Annotated in this window: 21 protein-coding genes; 7 read left to right on the top strand and 14 right to left on the bottom strand. The window is 62.9% G+C overall.

Features of this window, described 5'->3' with window-relative positions:
* Nucleotides 1-41: 41 nt before the first annotated feature.
* From AC3WLX_RS16535 to AC3WLX_RS16505, 7 genes are all read right to left on the bottom strand, one after another.
* Nucleotides 42-1535 carry a hypothetical protein gene (locus tag AC3WLX_RS16535; protein ID WP_291623118.1) on the bottom strand — a complete coding sequence of 498 codons (1494 nt, stop codon included), beginning with the start codon at nt 1533-1535 and terminating at the stop codon, nt 42-44.
* 267 nt (nt 1536-1802) lie between these two features.
* A complete protein-coding gene (locus AC3WLX_RS16530) occupies nt 1803-2705 on the bottom strand; it encodes a phosphatase PAP2 family protein (protein ID WP_492336741.1) in 903 nt (300 codons plus the stop codon).
* Between the two features lie 316 nt (nt 2706-3021).
* Nucleotides 3022-4362: an MFS transporter gene (locus AC3WLX_RS16525; RefSeq protein ID WP_492336740.1), complete on the bottom strand. Its 1341-nt coding sequence runs from the start codon at nt 4360-4362 to the stop codon at nt 3022-3024.
* 646 nt (nt 4363-5008) lie between these two features.
* On the bottom strand, nt 5009-5197 hold the full coding sequence (locus AC3WLX_RS16520) for a hypothetical protein (RefSeq protein ID WP_291623111.1): 189 nt from the start codon (nt 5195-5197) through the stop codon (nt 5009-5011).
* 950 nt (nt 5198-6147) lie between these two features.
* The gene (locus tag AC3WLX_RS16515; RefSeq protein ID WP_492337308.1) at nt 6148-6954 is read right to left on the bottom strand and encodes a transglutaminase-like domain-containing protein; all 807 of its coding nucleotides are present in this window, start codon (nt 6952-6954) and stop codon (nt 6148-6150) included.
* 56 nt (nt 6955-7010) lie between these two features.
* Nucleotides 7011-7184, bottom strand: a complete 174-nt coding sequence (locus AC3WLX_RS16510; RefSeq protein ID WP_492336739.1) for a hypothetical protein — start codon at nt 7182-7184, stop codon at nt 7011-7013.
* A 341-nt stretch (nt 7185-7525) separates the two neighbouring features.
* Complete coding sequence (locus AC3WLX_RS16505; protein WP_492336738.1) at nt 7526-8557, bottom strand: sensor histidine kinase; 1032 nt, start codon at nt 8555-8557, stop codon at nt 7526-7528.
* 216 nt (nt 8558-8773) lie between these two features.
* Between AC3WLX_RS16505 and AC3WLX_RS16500 the strand changes: the two genes are divergently transcribed.
* Nucleotides 8774-9145, top strand: a complete 372-nt coding sequence (locus tag AC3WLX_RS16500) for a response regulator (RefSeq protein ID WP_291623105.1) — start codon at nt 8774-8776, stop codon at nt 9143-9145.
* Here the strand turns inward: AC3WLX_RS16500 and AC3WLX_RS16495 are convergent.
* Complete coding sequence (locus AC3WLX_RS16495; RefSeq protein ID WP_492337307.1) at nt 9111-10139, bottom strand: alpha/beta fold hydrolase; 1029 nt, start codon at nt 10137-10139, stop codon at nt 9111-9113. The two genes, AC3WLX_RS16500 and AC3WLX_RS16495, sit on opposite strands and share 35 nt — an antisense overlap.
* A 251-nt stretch (nt 10140-10390) precedes the next feature.
* Nucleotides 10391-10843 carry a hypothetical protein gene (locus AC3WLX_RS16490; RefSeq protein WP_291623103.1) on the bottom strand — a complete coding sequence of 151 codons (453 nt, stop codon included), beginning with the start codon at nt 10841-10843 and terminating at the stop codon, nt 10391-10393.
* 875 nt (nt 10844-11718) lie between these two features.
* Here AC3WLX_RS16490 and AC3WLX_RS16485 point away from each other — a divergent pair.
* The gene (locus tag AC3WLX_RS16485) at nt 11719-12705 is read left to right on the top strand and encodes a M23 family metallopeptidase (protein WP_492336737.1); all 987 of its coding nucleotides are present in this window, start codon (nt 11719-11721) and stop codon (nt 12703-12705) included.
* A 314-nt stretch (nt 12706-13019) separates the two neighbouring features.
* On the top strand, nt 13020-13700 hold the full coding sequence (locus AC3WLX_RS16480; RefSeq protein WP_492337306.1) for a TetR/AcrR family transcriptional regulator: 681 nt from the start codon (nt 13020-13022) through the stop codon (nt 13698-13700).
* A 153-nt stretch (nt 13701-13853) separates the two neighbouring features.
* On the opposite strand, the gene pyk is transcribed toward AC3WLX_RS16480, so the two are convergent.
* Together pyk and AC3WLX_RS16470 are read right to left on the bottom strand one after the other, a co-directional pair.
* On the bottom strand, nt 13854-15290 hold the full coding sequence (gene pyk / locus AC3WLX_RS16475) for a pyruvate kinase (protein ID WP_492336736.1): 1437 nt from the start codon (nt 15288-15290) through the stop codon (nt 13854-13856).
* Nucleotides 15287-15871 (bottom strand): DUF1036 domain-containing protein, encoded by a 585-nt coding sequence (locus AC3WLX_RS16470; RefSeq protein ID WP_492336735.1) that lies wholly within the window; start codon nt 15869-15871, stop codon nt 15287-15289. Before AC3WLX_RS16470 ends, pyk begins: the two co-directional genes overlap by 4 nt.
* 166 nt (nt 15872-16037) lie before the next feature.
* Between AC3WLX_RS16470 and AC3WLX_RS16465 the strand changes: the two genes are divergently transcribed.
* The 3 genes from AC3WLX_RS16465 (at nt 16038) to AC3WLX_RS16455 (ending at nt 17335) form a co-directional block, all read left to right on the top strand.
* Nucleotides 16038-16343 carry a DUF1244 domain-containing protein gene (locus AC3WLX_RS16465; RefSeq protein ID WP_291622374.1) on the top strand — a complete coding sequence of 102 codons (306 nt, stop codon included), beginning with the start codon at nt 16038-16040 and terminating at the stop codon, nt 16341-16343.
* A 192-nt stretch (nt 16344-16535) separates the two neighbouring features.
* Nucleotides 16536-16808 (top strand): DUF2312 domain-containing protein, encoded by a 273-nt coding sequence (locus AC3WLX_RS16460; protein WP_008546273.1) that lies wholly within the window; start codon nt 16536-16538, stop codon nt 16806-16808.
* Between the two features lie 101 nt (nt 16809-16909).
* Entirely contained in the window at nt 16910-17335 is a 426-nt protein-coding gene (locus AC3WLX_RS16455; RefSeq protein WP_492336734.1) for a DUF1801 domain-containing protein, read from the top strand.
* A gap of 121 nt (nt 17336-17456) precedes the next feature.
* Here the strand turns inward: AC3WLX_RS16455 and mepK are convergent, their stop codons facing one another.
* The 3 genes from mepK to AC3WLX_RS16440 form a co-directional block, all read right to left on the bottom strand.
* Entirely contained in the window at nt 17457-19061 is a 1605-nt protein-coding gene (mepK, locus tag AC3WLX_RS16450; RefSeq protein WP_492336733.1) for a peptidoglycan L,D-endopeptidase MepK, read from the bottom strand.
* 286 nt (nt 19062-19347) lie between these two features.
* Complete coding sequence (locus AC3WLX_RS16445) at nt 19348-21516, bottom strand: L,D-transpeptidase family protein (RefSeq protein ID WP_492336732.1); 2169 nt, start codon at nt 21514-21516, stop codon at nt 19348-19350.
* Nucleotides 21517-21861: 345 nt separating this feature from the next.
* Nucleotides 21862-23355, bottom strand: a complete 1494-nt coding sequence (locus tag AC3WLX_RS16440; protein ID WP_492336731.1) for a sigma-54-dependent transcriptional regulator — start codon at nt 23353-23355, stop codon at nt 21862-21864.
* 127 nt (nt 23356-23482) lie between these two features.
* On the opposite strand from AC3WLX_RS16440, the gene AC3WLX_RS16435 reads away from it, so the two are divergent.
* Nucleotides 23483-25384, top strand: coding sequence for a M3 family oligoendopeptidase (locus AC3WLX_RS16435; protein WP_492336730.1), 1902 nt, complete (start codon nt 23483-23485; stop codon nt 25382-25384).
* Nucleotides 25385-25431: the final 47 nt, after the last annotated feature.

Raw genomic sequence — 25431 nt, 5'->3', positions numbered from 1 at the left:
CGTCGGCGAAGGCCCGCGAGAGCTGGCGGCCTTGTTTGGGCTCACCGTGATGCGGAAGGCAGCTGCGTCGGCGCGTCGTCGCGGACGTGCACCACGGCAACATCATCCGCATAGAGCCGCTTCCATCCCGGCAGGTGGTCCATGATTCTTGCGGCGGGAACGGTGGTATTCAGCAGCGTCGCGTCGATCCGGTAAGTCTCGAGCAGGCGCAGCAGGGTGTCCACGTTCTTGCCCTCGACGGCATCGAAATAGTCGAGCACGAACTGCTCGCCATAAAGCTCCGCGCGGCCATCGATGAAGGTCTTGATGTTGCGGGTGATCAGATAGCCGCCGATCGGAGCGGTGCTGAAGATCCGTTGCGCGTGCCGCTTTTCGAGCACGTCGACCGCGGCCGCTGGCGATTGATTGCCGATGAACGCATACCGGCTCGGCGTGGCATAGGACCGCGTGATGCTCCAGCCGGCCGCGACGATGGCCAGCGCCGCGATTGCGGTCAGGGCAAAGGAGGGGCGCGCCTCGCTTCCCTTCAGCGCGAGCGCTCTCGTCACTCCGAAATGTTCGGCGAACGGCTTTGCCAGCACGAGCGGCGTCAACAGCGCGAAAGCCTCGATGTTTCTGACGTGGTTGAGTGCCGCCCAGACCAGCCCGAGCAGCAGAAATATACGGGTCCATGACAGCACCACCCCGCTGTAATAGCCGATAGCGATCAAGCCGAGCAGGCTGGCGCCAAACAGGTCGAGCGAGCTGAAGTCGGCCGGCATCCACTCCCAGATCAGCGAGAGCAGCTTGCCGAGGCTGAGGATCTTGGTCGACGCCAGGAGCGTGTTCCAGCCATAGGGCGTGCAGCAGCTTGCGGCGAGCGCGGCAAGGCCGAACGCGGCCCAGCGCGCCGCCAGTGCAATCCGGTCCTTGCGATCGCAGGACGCGATCGCATCGAGGCCGATGGCTCCGATCAGGGCGAGGCCCATGACGAAGCCGCCGTGAAGATTGGCCCACAGCGCCATCAGGGGCAGCAATAGCCAGGACGGCGCGCTACGCCGATCTGCGGCCGCCAGCAGCCCGCCGACGAAGGCCACCATGACGGGCAGCGCCAGCATGTGCGGGCGCGCGAGAAAATGACCCATCGACATGAAGAGGAGGGGGGTGACGAGCACGAAAGCGCGTGCCGGCTCCAGATAGGGCTCGAGCAGGTAAACGAAGATCGCCGCCGTCGCGCCGATCGCGAGCGATGTCAGGATGACCACGCCCGACCAGTTCGATGGCTCGTAGACCAGTGCGAACAGGACTTGCGACAGCCAGGAGCTCGAGATCCATGCCTCGCCGGCGCGCGTGAACGAATAGATGTCGGTGTAGGGCATCGCGCGGTGTTCGAGGATCCACTGCCCGATCTTGATCTGCCACAGCGTATCCGAATCCCGCAGCATGATGTCGCCGACGCCCAGGAAGAACAGGTACACGCCGACGCCGATGCCGACCGGCAAAAGCCATCGCGCGACGCCGCGGACCGGAACGCTGCTGATAACGGAAACCGACATTGGAGTCCCGGGGGTGATCCACCACGCACAAAAGCGCATCGGAACCTGAGCATGATCGCATTTAAGTTGGGGTAAACCGCACCGGTCCTTCAGGTCAGGCGGTGCAAGGATTCATTTACCATCTGCTCTGCAGCTCGGAGCTGCGTCGCGCTCGCATCCGCAGCTTACCGCTGTAGGTCTCTAAGTTCGATCATTGTTCGAGGCGGGACTTCCGCACTGCATGCCAGCGTCTGATCGGCTCCGGGCTCCCTTGCAGAGCGCGGATTGCTATCCGGCCGCGTGGGATGGGGTGGTGTTCCATCGCGCAAGCAAAGTGCCCCAGCGAAGCTGGCGAAGGCATGCGAGGCAAGCGACGACACAAGCGCCCGCGATGATATCGATGAAATAGTGGCCGCCGACGGTTGGTGTTGCAGCCAGCATCAGCAAGTTCAGGACCAGGAATGCCGGGAAAAGCACCTTCATGCCTCGGCTGGCGTAGATCAGGATGATGGCCAGCGCAGCGTGGAACGAAGGAAATGTGATCAGACCATTCACCTGCGTCAATGAAATGCGCGTCATCTCGCCGTTACGGAGTGCGTTGAAATCGGCCAGATGATACGCGTCGGCGCGCCCGACGACGTCAAAGTAGACCCACGCGCTCGCTGCCGGGAATATCCATGAAATTGGAATGATCACGAGGAGCGATGTCACGAACAGCCAGACGAATTCGCGCATCCTTTCGAAGCGCCCGCACGCACTCAGCCACAGCAGCAAGACAGCGACCTGCGGCATGCAGCTGTGATATGCGATTGTGAGGACCTCTTTGATCGTTGGTCTGGCCTCGACCCATTCGAAGAATGCCAGCCAGTTCAGTCCGAGCAGGGTGTCGAGGCGGGACAACTGGGCATCGACCAGCGGAAACTTTGCAGTGACGGTCAGATAACTGAGCGTCGCTCCAGCGGCCGTAAAGGCAATGACCTGAGCGCAGGCCGTCGCCAGCTCGGCGATACGCCGATCCGGCCTCAACCTCGTGTAGACGATGGAGAGCAGAACGGCCGCGCAGAACGTAACTGCCTGCGTTGGATCGATAGCCACCGCCATTCCGGCGACGCGAAGCCATACGAGGTCGATGGCCGCGACAATGGCGATCGCGATCCACAAGCGTCGAACTTCGCTCGATTGATTTGTCACCCCGGCCCCTGACCTGACGGGGACGATGGAGTCGGCACATCCACGCATCGCTGCTCACGCATGTCGAGCATCAAGACCGCGAGGAAAAAGCCTCGATCCCGCGCCGCTCTGTCGATCCACCGAGAAGTCCGGGATCCGTGAACCCCTCTTGAAAGACCCTTAGCCGGCTTCCTCTAATATTTTCTTGACGTACCCTGTACAATTGGGGCGCGTGGACGATGGGTTTGGCCTGATCTGGACGGAAATCGAGTTTGATGGCGCGTGTTGGGTTCCCCGGATCGCAGTTCCCCGAGGGTTCTGACAACGGCCCGCTCCTTCAGTGGGCTGGCGCCTTGGCCAATCCTCTCTTCGTCGTGCCCGCGACCTCCATCTTCGGATCCACCTTGAAAGTGAGCGCCACAATGCCGCCGACAAGCGCGCAGCCGCCCAGGACCAGCAGCCCGGCCGTGAAGTTGCCGGTCGCGTCTTTGAGGTAGCCCATCATGTATGGCCCGGCGAACCCGGACAGGTTGCCTATCGAATTGATCGCGGCGATCCCCGCCGCAGCTGAAGTGCCCGTCAAGAAGGCGCTCGGTATCGGCCACAGCAGAGGAGGCGTCGCGGAAACGCCGATCTGGCTCAGGCAGAGCAAGCCGAGCACCAGCGCTGGCGCCGATACCAGGCCCGCCCCCGCCAGACCGACCGCGGCGAGAAGCATGGCGAAGCAAACATGCTCCCGACGCCTCAACGTTCGGTCGGAGTTGCGGCTGAGCAGGACCATTCCGACCGCGCCGAACAAGAACGGTACGGCGGCTAGCAGGCCGGTCTGGAAGTTGCTGACGCCGAAGTCCTTGATGATCGTCGGCAGAAAGAACGCGACGCCATAGCTCGCTGCGTTGAGACAGAAGTAGACGAACGCGCAGGTGAGGACGCGAAGGTCGGTGAGCGCCTTGACGATGCCCACGTGCTCGACTGCCACCTTGTGCTGCGTCTCGGCCTCCAACCGTCGTTCGAGCCAGCCCCTTTCATCTGTGGAGAGCCACGTCGCGAGGGCCGGCTTGTCAGTCAGGTAAAAGATGACACCGAAGGCCATCAGGATCGACGGCAACGCTTCGAGAATGAAGAGCCATTGCCAGCCATCGAGGCCGGCGCCAGAGATGTTCAGCAGAGCCCCGGAAACCGGTCCGCCCACGATTGCCGAAAAGGGGATGGCCAGCATGAACAGCGAGACCACCCGGGCACGGTAAACCGAGGGAAACCACAAAGTCAGGTAGAAAATGATTCCGGGAAAGAAACCTGCCTCGGCCACGCCGAGCAGGAAACGCAGGATGTAGAACACCCACTCTGTCGAGAGCCCGGTCGCCCCGGAGATCGCCGGGATGAAGGCGAACAGGCCAGAGATGATGCCCCAGCTGAACATGATGCGGGCAATCCAGAGCCTTGCGCCGAATCTGTCCAGCGCGAGGTTGGACGGTACTTCAAACAAGAAGTAGGAGACGAAGAACAGGCCCGCGCCCAGACCGTATGCCGCCTCCGACAGGTCGAGCGCAGCGTTCATCTGTAACTTGGCAAAACCGACGTTCACCCGGTCGAGGTAGGCGACGAAGTAACAGACGAAGAGCAACGGCAGCAACCGCCACATCACCTTGCGGATGGTTCTTGCTTCGATCTCGTCCATGACACCTATACCTCCCTGGCCTTAGGTGGTCCTCAGGCGGCCGACCGGTCGCTCCAGGGGCACCAAATCCGCTCCCCCTTCAGTGAATGTGATCCGGCAGGATCAGTTTGCGCTGATGGTTGGGAACGGAACAATGCAAACCCCGCGCTGGGATTTGGTTCCCCGTTTTTTTTGGGGAATGGCGATGCGGAGGACGAATGGTTCATCCGATTTAACGTGCAGAGCAGCTTCGAGACACGGGGTTTGAAGTCGTTGAAGCAGGCACCGCAGATGATGCGATGGAGTACATCGCATCAGGCGAGCGGATTGACGCGCTCATCACCGACATCCGCATGCCCGGAACCATTGAATGACCGAGGCCGGTCGCCGGTGGCACGTCTCTGTCGGCGATATCAGCCCAGGGATTCGAACAGGTGATCAGCTTGAAGCCGTTCTTCCAGCGGCGTTTCAGAAAGTATGGAAATCACTGTCAACCGCGAGACGTCGCGTCCAACGGCATACCGTTCTAACAAAAACGCCGCCCGCTTAAATGAAGCGCAGGCGGCGGCTTACCAGCCCCGGGAGGGTGAGAGTAAAATCCCGATAGACGTTGGTCTCTACGTGGCGTGCTGAAGTTCATCACGCCGGACGAAAGCGAGACATAAATTCACGAGGGCGCCTGCAGACCCGGGGAGGACAGCCAATTGTTGATTTCCCCGGCCACATCGATCTGCCGGGCTTTTCGCAGAAGCTCCGTGCGGCGGACGCCAATGGGCATCCCTTCGGCCTGTAGGCGCAGATTGATCGCCTCTTGCGCGAGGCGGTATTCGAATGTCGAGGATTTTCCTGGGGGCATGTGGCGCTCCGCTGCGAGTTTGAGCGAGAGCGCGACTTGCGTTCACTCCACCGATAGATGCTGAGGGCCGCTCGATGGTCGTGAAACAGTGCGCCTTTATCCTCCGGATAGCGAGCACTTTGTTGAAAACTCAGCAGCCGCGGCAAATGCTCTTGAGCTTCGCGGCGGTTCGGGCGTCTTCCGCGAGCAATGGATCCCTGATGCTTGACGATGACTCGATGCCGGCTTCGGCTGGCTTCCCGGCTCTCGGAGGAAATGCCGCATCGTAACAGGAAAGTCGCGCGCTGCTGCTTTCGACCGCGCGGCAATTCGGCTCCTTGGCAAAAGCTGCCGGCGCGTTGAGGCCCAGTACCGATGCGAGCAAAAGGGCAGCGGTCCATGTGCCTGTTCGAACCATTCTCATGCCGAGCACTCCATAGCTATTTGGCTTTACTTGCCCAGGTGGGGCTCTCACCGGTCCACGCCGGAAGTGCATCCCATTCGGACCAACGCATTCGGCGCTCCTCACCTCCAACCCTCACGAAGACGAAGGGCGCATCGTCCCGGCCAGTCTTCGAACCAACGAAGATTGCCGGAACCCCGTAGGCATCCCTGATGATCGCCGTGTTTGCCATGTTGGGCTCCCGCCTGACCTGATCCGGTTCAAGGCCCCGGTTTGCAGTTCCGACGCATGTGATTGAACGGACTTACCACTGTAGAATGGCGGTCACCGCGACCAGCAGGACGAGGAAGACGGGCACCAACAGAGGCGGCACGAGCCACTCACGGATGTCGAACTTGTCGGAATCTGCCATCTGACCGCCTTCTCTGGGATTAGGCGGGAGCGCAAAGCTCTCAGTCACCGATAACAGCCACGTAGCGCGCGGTGATGGAAGCTGTGGTAACAGTCTTCCGACCAATTAGCGAGATCAATCTCGGCCGCCTGGCAGCCAATCGCCGAGGCGAGCGCTTCACACAAGCTCGTCAGTCCACACCTTGAAGCTGACGAGCGTGTTGGGTCCGAAAGTCTGGACGATCGGAACATCCGCCGCATCGCGGCCTTGCGCGATCAGGACGCGCCCGATTCGCGGCGTGTTGTTGCGTGCATCGAAGGTGTACCAGCGCTCGCCAAGATAGGCCTCGAACCAGCCTGCAAAGTCCCCGGGGGCATGGGGCGGCGGGATGCCGATGTCGCCGAGATAGCCGGTGCAATAGCGCGCCGGAATGTTCATGCAGCGGCAGAATGCAATGGCAAGATGCGCATAGTCGCGGCAGACGCCCTTGCATTCGTTGAATGCTTCCCAAGCCGTCATGGTGGGCCGCGCGTGCTCATAGCCGAAGGCGATGTGATTGTGCACGAAATCGCAGATCGCCTGGACCCGTGGCCAACCCGGCGCCACTTTCTCGAACAGCTTCCATGCGATGTCGGACAACCGATCGGTTTCGCAGTAGCGGCTGCCAAGCAGATAAACGATGGTATCAGGCGGCAGATCCTCGACCGCGCACTGCGCCGCGGAAGGCACGATCACATCCGGCAAGCCGCTATCGCGCACGGTACCATTGGCGGAAAGGCGCATGCGGCCGGCGGGCGCAACGAACCGACTGCACCAGTTTCCAAAGCCGTCTCGATATGGCGAGATCGGCACGGACGGCTCGGTGACGAGGTGATCCGGCACAATGATGTCGGACGCGCGGGTGAAATGCATGCCGACGACAGCAATCAATGGTGTGACTTGCTGGAAGTCGTAGGTCATGTCGAAACCGACCTGTATTTTGATGCTCAAGGACTGCCTCGATTCATTGGCTCGAATTGGCTGCGGACCGGACCTGAGGCCTATTTCAGACGGCCGGCTTCCTTGATGATGGCGCGGATTGAACTGCCGGACTTGCGAACGACGTTTCTAAATTGCTCATCCGATAGCTTGAGCCGCCTGCGCAGGACCCTGACCTGCACTTGATCGGTCATATTCAGCGAATTGCGGAGATCGACCGGCTTTTGCCTGTACATATGCCTCTTTCGCGATAAGGGATAGACTGGCCGCGACCAGGGCGGGCGTGACGCCGCACCGGCCGCGACGGGGACTGTCCCGCGGCTTGCGAAGATTCTGTCTCCATCAGACCAACCTTCGCCAGGAAGCCACGTTCCTCCGTTTCCAGGTATATCTGGAGAACGCAGATTGGCTCAGCCCGCTCCACGTCGTGAGCGTTCAAAGGGCGCCGAAGCGTCCGGCTCCCCGATCATCAATGGAACGGTGTCAGATCAGCCCCGAAAGCCGGCCTCATGAAGCCACACGTTGGATCTCATCATCCGGAATGACCGGCGCGGGGGTACCACGTTTCCTTGCCACCTCAATGCGCGAGACTGTCTTTGGTCATATTGAGTTTCACTATCACCCCCGAGGCGCTCCAGTCGCACGAAATCGAGCCTCCAAGCTGCAGGGTCATGGCGCGGTTGAGCAGCTTGCTTCCGTATCCGGTTTCACCTGTCGGAGATACGACAGGCGGCCCGCCACGTTCAGTCCAGAATATCACCACCTCGGTCTCGTCGGGGGCGCAGGATATATCCAATGTGCCTGTGAGCGACGACAAGGCCCCGTACTTCAGCGAATTGGTGGCCAGTTCATGGATCACGAGTGCGAGCGTCGTTGCCGCCTGCTCCCCTACGCCCGTGCGAGGGACTGAAACCCGCACCCGGCCGCTAAATGCTCCCATGTCGTCATAAGGCGCGAGCAGGACCGTCAACAGGTCTCCAAGAAGCGCAGCTTTTCCTGCGTGGCCCGGTAGTGGGCGAACCAGATCATGTGCTCGACCCAACGCGGTGAGCCGATGCGTCAGTTCCTTCGCCATTTCGGACGTCGTCTTCGCGGACCGTGACGTGATGGCCGTGAGACCGGAAGCGATGGCCAGCAGATTTTTCACGCGATGGCTCATTTCCCCCGCCAGCAGTTCGTGGCCTTCTTCCGCTTGCTTTCGTCCGGTCACGTCGAGAAAGATGCCATACATGACACGATTGACGATATCTGCATCGTTGCCTTGGCCGCGAGCCGACACCCATCTGACCTCCTCGCCGACCATGATGCGGAAGTCGATTTCATAGGCTCCAATGATGGCGCGCGTCGCTGCAAAGGCGGCTTTCACGCGGTCGCGATCTGCAGGGTGAATATGCGAAGAAAGGTCGTCGAACGTCACTGAACCGCTGGGCGGCACACCCCACAGGTGGAAAGCCCTTTCGTCCATCGTGAGCCGATTGGTGTCCACGTTCCACGACCAAAGTGCAACCCCGGCTGCAGTAACAGCCAGGCGGAGATGATCGGCATCCCAGACCGGCACCGGGGACTCAACAGGAACTGCCTCGGCCAGCCTGTCGCTCTGCGCTTCCATGTTTTTCCTCGGAGTATGAATTTAATCGGCCGCGATCCATTAGCCCGGGGCGCAACATTGTCCGTGCGGAGGACAGCAAAGCGAAATTTGAGGGATGCTGCGAGTCGCAGCCGTCGGCCAACTCCGCCGACTTCAAAAGGTTCTAGCAAACCGGCCGCGTTCTCTAGAGATCATGGCTGCCGTGGCGACGTTAATTCAAGTGGAGCGTAACGGCCAATGGATTCTGCGAGCAAACGAGCGGTCGTCCTCGTCGTTGAAGATGAATTTCTGATCCGGATGAACGCGATCGAAACGATCGAAGAGGGATATGAAGTCGTCGAAGCGGCGAATGCGGATGAAGCCATTGCCGTTCTTGAACGCCGCTTCGACATCACGGTCTTGTTCACCGATATCCAGATGCCGGGCAGCATGGACGGGCTCATGCTTGCTGCCGCGGTTCGTCACCGCTGGCCCCCGATCCTGATCGTGGCCACCTCGGGCCAGGTCAAACTCCATCCTGAAGATCTGCCGAAAGGCGGACGGTTTTTGCCCAAGCCCTATAGCCCTACGGAAATCATGACGACACTTCGCGAGCTGCTTGCGGCTTAGCCGCCTTCGCCAGCTGCGCAACCTCGTCGATCCCCGCCATCACTTCGTTTGTTGCCGTTTGATGGATCATATGGCCATTGCCAGCAAGACGGTGAAAGGCGCTTCGCGGAACGTCGGAATGCAGCCTGGCAGATTGTTCGATATCGATGAGCCGGTCGTCCTGGCCCGCAATGATGACCACGGGCATTCCAAGCTCCCCGTACCGATCATCGAAATGGAAGGCGTCCGGGATCATCAGGGCCGACTCGGCGGCAGAAGCACGGATTTGCGACGGACGGAGCGCCATCTCTTTCGGGAACTGCTCAAACTTTGTGGGAGGCGACTTCGGTCCGAACATCTTCGCGATCATGAGCGGCCAGATCAGCCTGCTGACAAGAGGTGATATCGTGTGTCCAACAACTTCGCCCACCAGCGGGATTGCGGGAACGGACATCGCGACGACGTCTGCACGCGGGGTTGGATAGTAATAGCCCGAGGCGAGAACCAGGCCGCGTACCAGCTTGGGAAACTTGAGAGCCAGGGCGACGGCGACCGATGCACCCCAGGAATGTCCCAGAACGATCGCCTGTGAAACGCCGAGTCGATCGAGTGCTCGCCGGATCAACTCCGCCTGGGCGTCGGGGGTCCAGACCATATTGCGCGGGCGGCTGCTATGACCGAATCCGGGGCGGTCGATGACGATGACCCTGTAGCTCTTGGCAGCCAGGTCGACCAGCCCGCTGGATTCGAAATCCTGAATCATGCTCCCGTTCCCATGCAGAAGCACGAGCGGCTCGCCTGAGCCTCGCTCCACATAGTGAAGCCGGGCACCATCGACCTCGATAAACTGCCCGGCTGGCGGGTTGTCGTTCTCGGCTTTCTTCGCGAGGTGACGGTTCAGGAGGGCCGCCGCCGCAAGCGCCCCTGCTGCCACCGCCGCAGCGACCGATAGGGAAAGGCCTGTCGTATGACTGGTGCGCAGATTGGAGAGGGGACGCCGGCGTCCCCGGATCATTTTGGGCATTCGTGCACCTCGGGTGCCTGCCCGAAATGTCGGCCACCCGACAAATGTTGCAGTGCGATGTGAACCGCGCGTAGCCGTTATCGTTCCAAACCAAACGGCGGGCCGTAGGGCTCGATGCCGTTGACGGTTGGAGGCATACCGTCCAAACCCGTCGCATTGCCCAGATCGTCTGCGTCCGGGCCATAGAATTTTATCTGATCTTGACGTCAGACCACGCCATTGCATTCCCCCATCAGTTGATCTTATTTCCTGTACCCTGAGCGCCAGTATTCCGAGCGCTTGGCCATCCAATCCTTGTGTTGTGCGCTGCTGATCGGAAACCCGACGAGCCGGTATTTTCCATCATTTGGATCGGAGTACATGACGACGACGTAGTCGTGTGCGAGTTGATCCGGCGTGAGCGGATAGATCATCTCGCGGTCCCACTGGCCAAGATAGACGTCATAAGTCTTGCCGACGGCGGCGCTACCGCTTCGCACTTCAAGAACCCGCAATCGGACAAAACTCTTGTCGCGAGAGCGTTGAATGGGCACAACGCCGGACTTATCCCGTCTTCCTAGCCAGACTGGAATGTCGAGCGCGCGCACCCTCGCAATCGCAACTTCCTTTGCGCCATTCGTCACCTGGGAAGGATCGAAGCCAGCTGGTAGTTCATCTAGAAAGTATGCAAGCGGAGGTTTGTTGTCTGCCACCATCTGGACCAAGCCCTCCTGATGCGGAATGATGCTCCATACTGCATCTCGGTTACAGGATGAACCCAAGCAAGCGGTTGCTACCGCGCGACACGTCGTAAGTGTGCAGGATCGCGCTTCAGTTACGGACCATTGAAATATTAGGAGGAGTGCGGGGACGACGCCCATGTGCCGCTTCATGTCGACACTCCGTTCGCATACTCGACACTCCACCGCCGTTCGACCGCAGCGAAAGGCAGTCCGAACTTTCGGCATTACAAGATGGTGGAAATGACCAGACGGCCTTTGCCGACGCGCGATGAGCGAACTCTGCGCAAACAAGTGTATTGCGAACGCCAGTCACGACCACGGCCCCCAAACATCGATGCCTCCGCAACAACGCGAGCCAGCGCACGTCAACGCTCGGTTGTGAACAATACAGAATAACTTGTGGATGTAAAGCATAGTAGCGCAACCAAACCAGTTTCGAAGCGGCGGCCTGCTCACGAGCAAAAGATAGCGAGGACTAGACTCAAAATTTGGAGTCTGAATTTCAAGCGCCTAAATTGATTCGATCGCCGCTTCGATTGCGGTCTATTCGTGCGTGGATGACCGCAGTGAGACAGCAATGACGTCGATGCCAGTTTGCTTGCGTCAATTTGCCACCATTTTGGAGGCTGGTTCCCGTCACGAGACACAGCCTCTCGACACTCTCGACAGCGATGGCAGCGCGCGCTCAAAGATGCCCAAGCAGGCGTTCAACCACTTGGTCAGGGCGTGAGTTTCGTGCAATGCTATCGATCGCTCTTTAGCCCGACACGTATGTCCGCTTCGGGACGGTGCGTTGTCTCGCACGGCACGGTCCGGAAAAAAACGGGACAGATCGGATGAGAACGTCTGTGTCTGCTTCGGCGCTTTGCGCGGTCATGACTTGCGCGACGGCACCCAGCAGCTCCGAACTGCAACATTTTGCTTGGCCGGTTGCCTGCAACCTGGGAACGACGTGCTTCATCCAAAACTACGTTGACCATGATCCCACGGAAAAGACCTTGGACTTTCGATGCGGTCACCGAACCTATGACGGCCACGATGGCACCGACATCCGGCTACCCGATCTGGACTTTCAGAGGAAAGGGGTCGAGGTCGTTGCTGCCGCTTCGGGGCGCGTTGCTCACACGCGCGACGGCATGGATGACGTATCGGTCAAAGTCCTCGGCAAAGCCGCAATAGCCGGCAGGGAATGCGGCAACGGCACAGTCGTCGAACATGGAAATGGCTGGAGCACGCAATATTGTCACATGGCCAAAGGCAGTCTCAGAGTAAAGCCCGGTGACAGCGTAAGGTCCGGGCAGGCACTTGGGCTGGTGGGTCTGTCCGGAAACACCGAGTTTCCACACCTGCATTTTACGGTGAGGCATGACAGAACTGTGGTGGATCCCTTTGCCGAGGCGGCCGCGAAAGGCGAATGCAACGTCGGTCGTTCGCTGTGGCAGTCCACGCTAGACCCCGTTTCGAACTATCGGCCGACCGAGATCATCAATGCCGGCTTTGCTGACCGAGCGGTCACCATGGACGAGATCGAGACCGGAGAGATCAAGCAATCTCCGCCTAGCTCTCATTCTGCCGCTTTAGTTGCGTATGTTCGCGCAATCGGGCTTCAGGCGGAAGACGAGCAAGCTCTTGAGCTGAGATCGCCTCAGGGACTAGTTATCGCTGAGTACCGAGCACCAAAGCTGCCGCGAGACCAGGCCCAGTATTTTATCGCGGCCGGAAGGAAGCGGGTAGGCTCCGTCTGGCCGCTTGGCACGTACACGGCAACTTTCATTCTTCGCCGAAATGCTGGCGAGATCGAGCGGAGATCCTTCCAGATGGAAATCGCGCAGTAGCAGTTCTTCTCCCCGGTCCCAGCCATCTCTCCAATCCGCCTGTCGACAGTTCCCGCCAATGGTGGGCTCGATGTTCTCACGGGCGGCATTTCCGCTCTTCAGCAAGCTCGGTCGCGAGATGGGGCGAGCAAGCCCTCGTCGGCCTTCGCGATCGGAGTGGCGCTCCAGCCCGCTCACCCATGGCGCTTCACGCATTTGCATCTTGTCATCTCGCCTGAATAGTTGTTCAGTCCTTGCGGGGCGATTTGATTTTCGACGTGACGAAGCGCTGGGCCGCAGGGCGTGCGGCGGGCGTGTGGGACAGGAAGCGCGCCATGGTTTATCGGCGGACGCATCAAGTGGTGAAGCGCCTTGCGGCCCGGCGCAGTGCGATCTTGGCGGCGGCGCGGGAGGCGGCATCGGAAGGCGGGATGGCGGCGGTGCAGATCGCGCCGGTCGCGGTCCGGGCCAATGTCGCGGCCGGCACGGTCTATCGCTATTTCCCCTCCAAGGCTGACCTGATTTCCGAGCTCATCGCCGAGGTCTCCCGCGACGAGCTCGCGGCGATCCGGCGGGCGGCCGATGCCGCGCCGGGGCCGTCCTCGGCGCTGGCGGCCGCCGTCACCACCGTGGCGGTGCATACGCTGTCGCAGCGGCGGCTGGCCTGGGGCATCCTGGCCGAGCCCGTCGATGTCGATGTCAGCGCCTCCCGCCTTGCCAGCCGGCGCGAGATCGCCGGCGAGATGGCCGCGCGGATCGACGCCGCCGTGCGTGCCGGTCACCTTCCGGCGCAGGACACCGCGCTCGCCGCCACCGCCTTGCTCGGCGCACTGCACGAGGCTCTGGTCGGGCCGCTCGCGCCCGATAATCTCGGGGATCCCGCCAAGATGCGCGATGCGGTGCAGACCGTGACGCTGCTGGCGCTGCGTGCAGTCGGCGTCATGGACGCCCGCGCCCGCGGCCTCGTGGTGCAGCAGACCTTGCTGCCGACGACCAAGGCGCTGGTCGGGGCTTGAAAAATCGCGCTCACGAGCGAGTTGGCGACCTGATCGCTTTCAGGTCATTGCCCGCGCATGCTTTTTCGCGACATCCCGGCAAGCCGGCCGGTTCTGGCCGGCTACTGTGCATGGGGTGTTTTTCGACTTTTTGTTTGGCCGCCCCGGCGGGCCTCACATATTGGCGTCGCCTTCGGGCCCGACCGAGGCGATGCGCACCATGTTGGTGGTGCCGGGAATGCCGAGCGGCACGCCGGCGACGATGATGACGCGCTGACCGGCGCGGACGAAGCCGTCCCGGAACGCGATCTGGCCGGCGCGGCTCACCATGTCGTCCTGGTCGCGGGCGTCCTCCGCCACGACGCAGTGCACGCCCCAGACCACCGCGAGCCTGCGGCCGGCGCTGATGTTCGGGGTGATCGCCACGATCGGCGGCTTCGGCCGCTCGCGCGCCACGCGCACGGCGGTCGAGCCCGACGAGGTCCAGCAGATCAGGGCGGGCAGGTCGAGCGTCTCGGCGATCTGCCGCGCGGCGTCCGCGATGGCATCGCCCGCGGTCGATTCAGGGGCGGGGCGCTGGGCCATGATCACCGAACGGTAGGTGGGGTCGCGCTCGACTTCCTCGCCGATGCGGTTCATGGTCGAGACCGCCTCGACCGGGAATTTGCCGGCCGCCGATTCCGCCGACAGCATGATGGCGTCGGCGCCCTCATAGACCGCGGTGGCGACGTCCGAGACTTCGGCGCGGGTCGGCACCGGCGACTGGATCATCGATTCCAGCATCTGGGTCGCGACCACCACCGGCTTGCCGGCGCGGCGCGCCATCCGCGTCATCTGCTTCTGCAGGCTCGGCACGCGCTCCAGCGGCAATTCGACGCCCAGGTCGCCGCGCGCCACCATCAGCGCGTCGGAGGCCTCGATGATGTCGGCGAGGCGGTCGATCGCCTGCGGCTTCTCGATCTTGGCCATCACGGCGGCGCGGCCGCGGATCATCTTCTTGGCTTCGAGCACGTCGTCGGCGCGCTGCACGAAGGACAGCGCGATCCAGTCGACGCCGGTGACGAGCGCCGCTTCGAGGTCGGCGCGGTCCTTCGGCGTCATCGCCGAGACCGGCAGGTCGGTGTCGGGCAGGCTGACGCCCTTGCGGTCGCTCATCCTGCCGCCGACCACGACGCGCGTCAGCGCGTGCTCCTTGGAGGTCTCCTCCGCGATCAGCCGCACCTTGCCGTCGTCGAGCAGCAGCGCATGGCCGGGCCTGAGCGCCGCCAGGATCTCCGGATGCGGAAGATGCACGCGCGTGGCATCGCCCGGCGTCTTGTCGGAATCGAGTGTGAAGGTCTGGCCGTTCTGAAGCTGTACCGCGCCCTCGGCGAACGAGCCGAGTCTCAGCTTCGGGCCCTGCAGGTCGACCAGGATGCCGATCGGCCGGCCATAGCTGCTTTCGACGTTGCGGATCGTGGCCACCAGCTCCCGCATCTTGTCATGCGAGGTGTGGCTCATGTTGATGCGGAACAGGTCGGCGCCGGCCTCGAAGAGGCGGCGGATCATCGCGAGGTCCGAGGAGGCCGGTCCGAGCGTCGCGAGAATCTTGATACGGCGAAGACGCCTCATGGCTTATTTCCAGACGGGGGCGGTGGCGGGAGGCCAGGCGCGGGCGGCGTACCACCGGGCGGGCTGTTGGGCAAACCGGGAACCCCGCCCGGACCAACCGGGCCGGGCAGGCCGGGCACGCGTTGCTGCGCCGGCTGTTCGTTGGCGTCGGTCAGTTGCACCGTCCAGGCCCGCTGCTCGCCGGTGTCGACCTCGAAATAGCCGGTGCGGTCGTAGCCGCGTGCCAAGCAATCCTCGGTGCCGCGGATGGTGAACTCCTTGTCGCGCGAGCACATGAAGGCCTGCCCCGACCATTCGCCGCCGCGGTCGTAGTCGATGGCGTAGATGTAATAGTAGCGGGCGACGAGGGTGCCCCGCAGCAGCGTCTCGCAGGAACGCGAGGAGATGTTCCACCAGCCTTCGGTGGTCCAGCCCTCGGCGTCCTTGTAGCCGAGCGCGATCCCGACCCGGCTCGACGTGTTGTTGCAGAGGCGGAAATCCGCGGAGGCCGGGCTGGCGGAGAGGCACAGCAGCGCAACCACCGGCACCGGGATCAACCGGGCGAGCAGGCGAAACGGGAAGCGGAGAGATTCGGCAATCATTGTCGCGGAAGCTATACCAGATCATTGACGATTTGGCGCACGGCCGGGGAACTGCCCGCTAGCCGGGCTCCGGCCCCTTTGCGCCGTGATATGGCAAAATCTGTGACAGGCCCCACCTGATCCCGTAAGGGTGACCGCGACAGGATGGCCCTAGGGAAAGACAACCATGGCAATCGACGACAAGACCAGAACGGAGCTCGAGGCGGCCGCCTTCCGGCGCCTCGTCGACCATTTGCGGAGCCGGACGGACGTCCAGAACATCGACCTGATGAATTTGGCCGGTTTCTGCCGCAACTGCCTGTCCAACTGGCTCAAGGACGCCGCGGATGCCCAGGGCGTGCCCTTGAGCAAGGACGAGAGCCGGGAGGCGGTCTACGGCATGCCCTACGAGGCCTGGAAGGCCAAGCATCAGGGCACGGCGACGCCCGAGCAGCTCGAGGCAATGAAGAAGGTCCATCCGCACGGGCATTGAGCGGCACGGCGGCCTGCTGAGTCGCACCACACAACAGCTTTCTTCGGCGCGCCGCAGGAAGGTGTGGGCGCTCTGTGGACGAGCGCGATGCTTGCTTGAACGCCGGCGGCGCCAACCCTAAGGGTTCTGCCAGCACGCGCGGTGAGGGATGCCGGCGTCACCCCGTTTTGCCAGTTCATTGGGAGTACCTAGATGGCCACCTCCGCCGCCGTCCGCGACGACGAGCCCGCGACGAAATTTGCCAAGGACCAGCTCAAATCCATCATCGAGCGCATTGAGCGGCTGGAGGAAGAGAAGAAGGCGATCTCCGACGACATCCGCGACGTCTATGCCGAGAGCAAGGGCAACGGCTACGACGTCAAGGCGCTGCGCACCATCGTGCGCCTGCGCAAGCAGGACCCCAACGAGCGCGCCGAGGCCGAGACCATTCTCGAGACCTATATGCAGGCGCTGGGGATGATCTGAGGCGCATCGCCTCAGGTACCCTGCCGTAGCCCGGGTGGAGCGATCCGAAATCCGGGTTACGAATCGGCGATGTTGCCCTTCGTCTGTGAACGGAGCCCGCCGTGACTAAGCCGCCATTGCCGCGCGAGGTGAGCCGTGCCCTCAATGCTCTTCCGGCCCCGATCGGCAGGCGGCTGCTCCAGGTGCGCGAGCTGATCTTCAAGACCGCCGCTGCGCATGACGATGTCGGCCCCCTCACCGAAACGCTGAAATGGGGCGAACCTGCCTATCTGACGGAGGAGACCGGCAGCGGCTCGACCATCCGGCTCGGCCGTCTCAAGGGCTCCGACCACGCCGCCATTCTCTTCAACTGCAGGACGACGCTGGTCGACAGTTTTCGCGAGCGCTTTCCCGATCAATTCGAATACCGGCAGACGCGGGCGTTGCTTTTGCCTGTGACGGGCAGGCTACCGAAGCAGGAGCTTGCGGTCTGCCTGTCGCTGGCGCTGACCTATCATCTCGACAGGCGCGGGAGGAGGGCGCGGTAGGGCACTTGTAGCCGGGGTGAGCGGAGCGATATCCGGGATGTCTCGGCGCGTGCGACTTTCCCGGATGCCCGCTTCGAACAGCCGGGCCGTGAAACCGAGCTTTTGGAAACAGCCCCGTCTATCAGCGCAGCGCGGCAGTGCGCATCACGAAGGACGTCGTCTGGAGCTTTGCGGTCGCGCTGCCGGAGAAGGTCTCGCAGGACAGGCCCGGCATCGGGTCGTCGGCAAAGCCCATCGCGATCACGGCCTGCGGCTTGACGAAATAGCCGCGCAGGGCCGCCGTATCCAGCTCGCCCATCAGCGTCACCGACATCGCGCGGCTGGCGCTCGGCGACAGCATTACGATCTTGAGCCAGATGCTCTCAGTCCTGGCCGCGGAGAGGCGGGTCGCGGTTGCGATCCTGCCGTCCATGCTCTTGCCGACCACCGTGTTGATCTCGGTTGCCTGAGCCATGGTGCGGGACGAGGCGGCGGGGCGGGCGGTGCGCGGGATCGGCGCCGAGGCGGCGACGACATTGGCGCGATCGACCGGAGAGGCGGCCGGCGCGTAAGCCAGCGCCTGAAGGGTTGCGCTGGAGACGCTTGCGGTTGGCTGCGGATCTGTGGCTGCGGCGAGCGCCTGGCGCGCCTTCAGCGCGGCGATCTGCGCCGGCGTCGCCTGCTGCGGCGCGGCCGGAACATCATCCCAGAACCCGCGGGCATTGATGATGTCCGCCGGCGTCTCCGGCTTGGCGGGTGAAGGCTTGTCAGCCACGGGAGCGGGCTTGGGCTTCGGCGGCGCAACGATCTGCGCATCGGCCGAGGCGAGCTGGAGGGTTGCGGCGATCTGCGGCTTGGCGCGGGGCGTCGGCACCGGCTCGGCGGGCTTGGCCGCGGCTGTAACGATCGTCGGTGCCGCCGGCTTTGCGGCCGGGGCCGGCGCGCCCTCGTCATCCTCGTCGCTGGCCGCGGGAGCTGCCGACTTGCTCTTGAACAGGGCTGCGAAGAAATTCGGCTTGCTGCCGGAATCGTCGCCGCTGCCGCGCCGCTCAATCTCGGCCTTGGCGAGCTCATAGTTCTTCAGCGGAACGCCATCGGTCGGCAGATGCACCGTTTTTCCGTCCGGGAAGACGCGGGCCAGCTGGTCGTGCGTCATGCGGGGCCAGTGCCGGACGCTGCCGGTGTCGAGATGCACAAAGGGCGAGCCGGAGGTCGGATAGAAGCCGACGCCGCCGCGCTGGAGGCGCAGGCCGGCGAAGCGGATCTGCTCCAGCGGCACGCCGGGAATGTAGAAGTCCATCGCATGTCCCAGCATGTGCTGGCTGGAGCGCGCCACGCCGGAGGAGCGGCGGCGGAGCATGGCGTTGGTGGCGGGAGAGCGATAGGAGGAGATGATCTGGATCGGCTGCTTGCCGTCGACGTCGCGATAGACTTCCCAGAGGATGTCGAACAGGCGACGGTCCATGACCGTCTGCTCCTGTGTGCGCCAGTCGCGCAGGAAGTGGTTGAGCTGCTTCAGCGCCGCCTCGTCATAGCGACCTTCACGCTTGAACGTGACGGTGAGGTCCTCGCCGGAATGGGTGTGGTGGAAGGAAAGCGTCTTGGTCTCGTTCAGCGCGGCGGCGTCATGAACCGAGCCCGCGGCGGCAAGCAGCAATGCGGCAGCGAGGCCGATCCTGGATCCGGCCTTCACTCCCGCATGGGACAACGACAGCACAGCGAATTTGCGTGCGAGACCAGTCAGCACGTATGAGCCCACCCAGTCGACGAGCGTTCAAATGGACTCTCCCGCCAACCCCGTAGCAGCGCGAAAGAGGATGAACGCTTTCTTAAAGCGAGAAGGTTAATTCGAGGTTGACCTTCCCGCCCCCAAAACCAAGTCAGAGTACGATCCTAAGCGGTTGACTGTGGCAAAAAAACGCCCGCTGCCCAGGTTGATGGTGGGACATGGTTAACGTTAAGCGACTCCATCCGAGGGATGGAGTCGCTGATTTCATTGTGGAATTTCAGGAAATGCGTGCTCTAGGCCGTCCTCAGCGGGTAAACACCCGCTGCTGCTGTTGCGGCCGCCTGCCGACCGGGGCGGGCGGCGCGGCCGGGGTCGGCGCCCCGAACAGGCGCTCGAAGAAGTTCGGCCCGGACGAGCCGAAGCCGCCGCCATTGTTCGCCACGGCAACCCCCGTGGGCAGCGTCGTTGCCGGCCGCGAATAGCTCGGCTGCGAGTGCGCGACCACGTTCTCGAGATCCTTGCCGCGGCTGTTCTTCAGGATGTTGATCATGACGGCGTCGCGGCCATAGACGTCCTTGCGGAATTGCAGCTTGCCGGCGTCATCGACGAATGCGGTCTGATAGGTGATGTTGACCGGGATCGGGGTCGGGAATTTCAGGTCGATCTCGCTCTTGCCGTACATGCTGCGGATACGCTCCGGCGTGTACTTCTCGTTCGGCATGACGATGTTGAGCAGAACGGAGGCGTACTGGTCCGGGTTCTGCACGCGCATGCAGCCATGGCTGAAGGCGCGCTCTTCCTTGGCGAACAGATGCTTGTCCGGCGTGTCGTGTTGATAGACCAGGAACTTGTTCGGGAAGTTGAAGCGGACACGGCCGAGCGCATTGGCTTCCCCGGGCGGCTGGGAGATGTGCACGGAGCCGTCGCGGTTCTGCTCGAGCCTGAGGCCCATGCGCTGAAGCACGGTCGGGTCCTGCTGCAGTGCCGGTAGGTATTCGTTGTAGACGATCGACGGCGGCACGTTCCAGGTCGGATTGACCGTAATGTACTTCATCGTCTCGGTGAGCAGCGGCGTCGCATGCTTGCCCGGCTTGCCGGTGACGACGCGGGTGGTCCAGACCTGCTGGCCGCGCTGCATCACCTTCAGCGTGAAGTCGGGGATGTTGAGGATGACATACGCATCGCCCAGCGCGGGGGCGCCGAGGTCGCGCGGCAGCCAGCGCCAGCGCTCCATGTTCACCAGCACCACGTCGATCTGCTTGTCGCGCTTGGGGGTGTTGAGCGCCTTGACGGTCTTGTCGTCGAGGATGCCGGTCGCCTTCATCTCGGCATTGCTCTGGAATTTGCGCACGGCTTCGGCGACGCCGGCGTCATAGCGGGTATCGCCGGGGTGCTCGGCGAGGCCCAGCTTGGCGCGCAGCTGCGGCACACGCGGATCTTCCACGACGATCTCGGCCTGCTTCTTGGTGGCCGGAGTGTATTTCAGCGCAGGGCCGTCGGCGATCTCGACCACCGGCCCGCTGCCCTGGCCGCGCAACTCGGCGAGCTTGGCCTTCAGCTCCTTGTAGAGCTTGTGCGGCGGGTTGTAGCTGTCGAGCGTTGCGGACGCGTCGGCCGCGGTTGTGACCTTGGCGAGCACCTCGTTGGGGTCGATCGGATGCTCGGGATAGAGAATGTCGCCGCTGGCCTGCGACCAATGCATGCGGCCGCTCTGGGCATGGCGCGCATAGTCGAACATGCTCGCGGTGAGCTTGAGCTCGGCATCGGCAAGTGCATCGGGCGTCGTGGCGGCGGCGAAATCCGGCACCGGATAGTCGGCCGGATTGAGGCCGTCGGAGGCCGCGTCCTTCAGCCGCGCCATCACGCCCTTGGCTGCCGGCGTCACGCTGCCGCCTTGCGTCCAGACCGGCGCGAAATCGCGCGCGCCGTAGAACTTCTCGACCGCGGCGCGCTCGTTCTTGCGGTCGAAATGCCGCGAGGTCTTGGCGCCGATGATGTCCTTCAGCCTGTCGGCGACCGGCTGGTCGGCCGCGGGAACGTTGCTCGCGGCCTTCACCGGTTCGGCGGCCGGAGCAGCAGCAGGCGCGGTTGCAGTATCGGCCTTGGCGGGCTCCGACTTCGCGGGCTCGGTCTTTGCGGTCTCGTTCTTCGGCGGCTCGGCGGCGGGCGTGGTCGCAACGCCGGAAGGCTTCGGCTCGGCCTTGTCCGGTGCCGGCGCGGCTTCGGCCTTCGCGGGCTCCTTGGCTCCGTCCTGAAGCGTCGCGGTGGTGTCGAGCTTGATATCTGAGGCGGCAGGAGGCGGAACGTTTGCGGGCTCGGGACGCGGGATCGCGGCTTCGATCGCGAGCTCGGCGGCGCTGCTGCGCGCCTGGTCCTGCGCCAGGGCCGAGCTGGCCGACACCGTGAGGAAAGTTGCCGCGACCGTCATCAAGACACGGTCAAAGCCCGCACGGTGGTTCAAACAGTCACGCATTGTGTCGCACCCCTCGGGTAAGCTGCCCCTCCGGGAACAGCTCTGTTATCGCCTAATGAGTTTCGGCTAAACCGCGCCGGCCCCTCGAAAGTTGCACGCCTGCACGCAACGATTCTGACGCAGACGATATACAGGCCCCGATTTTGCAGCCAGCGCTACCGGGGACAACTCACGACAAACTGACTTCAAGGGAGCCTCTTGGCAACGGATTGTGCGCTTCGGCCGCGCGCTTTTCCTGTGTCTGTCACTTCCAGGTCACGGTTCAATCCGCCGTCGAATTCCATCGTCATGCGAACAGCTTACAACGGCTTGGCATCGTCCGCGGACGGCCCGTTTGCATGAAGCTCAGTGCGTCTCCTCGCCGCTTTTGCCGCCATGACCGGGAACCCCGGCTTCGTCGAGCTTGCGGTAGAGCGTCGACCGGCCGATTCTGAGGCGGCGAGCCACCTCGGACATCTGGCCGCGATAGTGCGAGATCGCAAAGCGAATGATCTCGTTCTCCATGTCCTCCAGCGAGCGGACATCACCGGTGGCGGTGAGCATGGCGAGAGTTCCCGCAGCAGCGAGCGGTGCGATTGGTATTTCGCTACCCGATACCACAGACGGCATGGCCGGCTCGAGCATCAGCGGCGCTGTCGGAATATCCGTGACGGGATGCGGCTGCGAAGCGAGCAGGGGGAAATCGTCCAGCTCGAGCTGGTCGCCGTCGCTCATCACCACGGCGCGGTAGACCGCGTTCTCCAGCTGACGGATGTTGCCGGGCCAGTCGAGCTGGGCCAGGTGCGCCACCGCTTCGCCGCTAATGCCGCTGATCGGGCGGTTCTCCTCGGCGGAAAAGCGCGCCAGGAAATGCCTGAGCAGATGCGGGATGTCCTCGCGCCGCGCGCGGAGCGAGGGGATCGTCAGCGGCAGCACGTGCAGCCGATAGAACAGATCTTCCCGGAAATGCCCCTGTTTCACCCGCTCCAGCAGCTTGCGGTTGGTTGCCGAGATGATGCGGACGTCGACCTTGACCGGCTTGCGGCCGCCGACGGCCTCCACGGCACCTTCCTGCAGCGCGCGCAGCAGCTTCACCTGCGCAGTCAGCGGCAGCTCGCTGACCTCGTCCAGAAACAGCGTGCCGCCATGGGCCTCGACGAACTTGCCCATGTGCCGCTCGGTGGCGCCGGTGAAGGCGCCCTTCTCGTGACCGAACAGAATGGACTCGACGAGGTTGTCGGGAATCGCACCGCAATTGACCGCGACGAAAGGCTTGGCCTTGCGCTCGCCGCTGCCGTGGATGGCGCGCGCGAACATTTCCTTGCCGACGCCGGACTCGCCCTCGATCAGCACGGGAATCGCGGAATTCGCCGCCTTTTGCGCGGCGCGCATCACCGGGGTCATTGCCTCTGCGCGGGTGATGATGTCGGAGAAGGTCAGCCGGCCTTCGCGGCTGTGACGGATGCGCTGCAATTCGCCCTTGAGCGCGGACGTGTTGAGCGCGTTGCGAAGCGAGACCTGGAGCCGCTCCATGCCGACCGGCTTGACGACGAAATCGGCCGCGCCCGCGCGCATTGCCGAGATCACGTTGTCCATGCCGCCATGGGCGGTCTGCACGATGACGGGGATGCTGAGGCCGGCTTCGCGGATTTTCGCCAGCACGCCCATGCCGTCGAGGCCGGGCATCACGAGGTCCAGGACGACGCCGTCGACAGCCGGACCGTCGGGAGCGGTGAGGGCGGCGATGGCGGCGTCGCCGGAGTCTACCACCACCGTCTCATAGCCGCATTTCTGCACCATGTTCTCGATCAGCCGGCGGGCTACAGCGTCGTCGTCGGCGATCAAAATACTGGCAGCCATGGTGTTCCCCGCACGCTACTACTATCTGTCTCGAATCGGGGCACTCTGGCCGAAGCCGATTAACGCACGCTTAAACCTTGATGCCCCCGCCCGCCGTCGCGATTGTTGAACACAGGTTTCCCACACAATGATTTCGCGCTCCAAGTCTGCTCTCCGCAAGCCTGCCGCCAAGACATCTCCGAAGACGTCCGCCAAGAAATCTGCCGCCAAGGCAAAGCCCTCCAGATCTTCGGCCGCAAGGCCTGCGAGCAAAACCGGCAAGCTCCCGGAGTGGAACCTTGGCGATCTCTATTCCGGTATCGACGCGCCCGAGGTGGCGCGCGATCTCGAAAAAATGGATGCCGACTGCGTCGCCTTCGAGACCGACTACAAGGGCAAGCTGGCGACAGGGACAGCAAACGAAGATGGCGGAAAATGGCTCGCCGAAGCGGTGCGACGCTATGAGGCGATCGACGATCTCGCCGGCCGTCTCGGCTCCTATGCTGGTCTCGTTCATGCCGGGGACAGCGTGGACCCTGCGATTTCAAAGTTTTACGGCGACGTTTCCGAGCGCCTGACGGCGGCGTCCACGCATCTACTGTTCTTCGCGCTCGAACTGAACCGGATCGATGACGATATTTTGAACCGGGCGATGCAGGCTTCCGAGCTTGCGCATTATCGCCCCTGGATCGAGGATTTGCGCAAGGAGAAGCCGTACCAGCTCGACGACAAGCTCGAGCAGCTTTTCCTGGAGAAGGCGCAGACCGGCTATTCAGCCTTCAACCGGTTGTTCGATCAGACCATCTCGAGCCTGCGCTTCAAGGTCGGGCCTAAGGAGCTCGCGATCGAGCCGACGCTGAATTTGCTGCAGGACCGCGACGGTGCCAAGCGCAAGAGCGCGGCGGAGGCGCTGGCGAAAACCTTCAAGGCCAATGAGCGCACCTTTGCGCTGATCACCAACATGCTCGCCAAGGACAAGGACATCTCCGACCGCTGGCGCGGTTTCAAGGACGTTGCCGATTCTCGGCACCTCAACAACCGCGTCGAGCGCGAGGTGGTGGATGCGCTGGTCGCCTCGGTCCGCGCAGCTTATCCGAAGCTGTCGCATCGCTATTATGCGCTCAAGGCGAAGTGGTTCGGCAAGAAGCGGCTGGCTTATTGGGACCGCAACGCGCCGCTGCCCTTTGCAGCAACCGATGTCATCGCCTGGCCGGAGGCACGAAGCATGGTGCTGACGGCCTATCGCGGCTTCTCGCCCAGAATGGCCGACATCGCCGAGCGCTTCTTCACCGATCGCTGGATCGACGCGCCGGTGCGGCCGGGCAAGGTGCCGGGGGCGTTCTCGCATCCGACCACGCCGTCGGCGCATCCTTACGTGCTCATGAACTACCAGGGCAAGCCGCGCGACGTGATGACGCTCGCCCACGAGCTCGGCCATGGCGTGCACCAGGTGCTCGCCGCGAAGAACGGCGCCCTGATGGCTCCGACGCCGCTGACGCTGGCGGAGACCGCTAGCGTGTTCGGCGAGATGCTCACGTTCAAGCGGCTGCTGGCGCAGACCAAGAACGCGAAACAGCGGCAGGCGCTGCTCGCCGGCAAGGTCGAGGACATGATCAACACCGTGGTGCGGCAGATCGCGTTCTATTCCTTCGAGCGCGCCGTCCACACCGAGCGCAAGAACGGCGAACTCACCGCGACGCGGCTCGGCGAAATCTGGCTGTCGGTGCAGGGCGAGAGCCTGGGGCCGGCGATCGAGATCAAGGCGGGCTACGAGAACTACTGGATGTACATCCCGCACTTCATTCATTCGCCGTTCTATGTCTACGCCTATGCGTTCGGCGACTGCCTCGTGAACTCGCTCTATGCCGTCTATGAGAACGCGAATGAGGGCTTTGCCGAGCGCTATCTCGACATGCTCGCCGCCGGCGGCACCAAGCATTATTCCGAGCTGCTGCGCCCGTTCGGGTTGGATGCCAAGGACCCGAAGTTCTGGGACGGCGGGCTCAGCGTCATCGCCGGGATGATCGACGAGCTCGAGGCGATGGGCTGAGGTGCTTGGGCGCTTTTGGGGATGGAGCGCACGTAAAACATCTGTTG

The sequence above is a fragment of the Bradyrhizobium sp. FW305-F6 genome (assembly GCF_058782905.1).
Note: the sequence above shows the minus strand (reverse complement) of the source record. Positions and strands in the feature narration are given on the sequence as shown.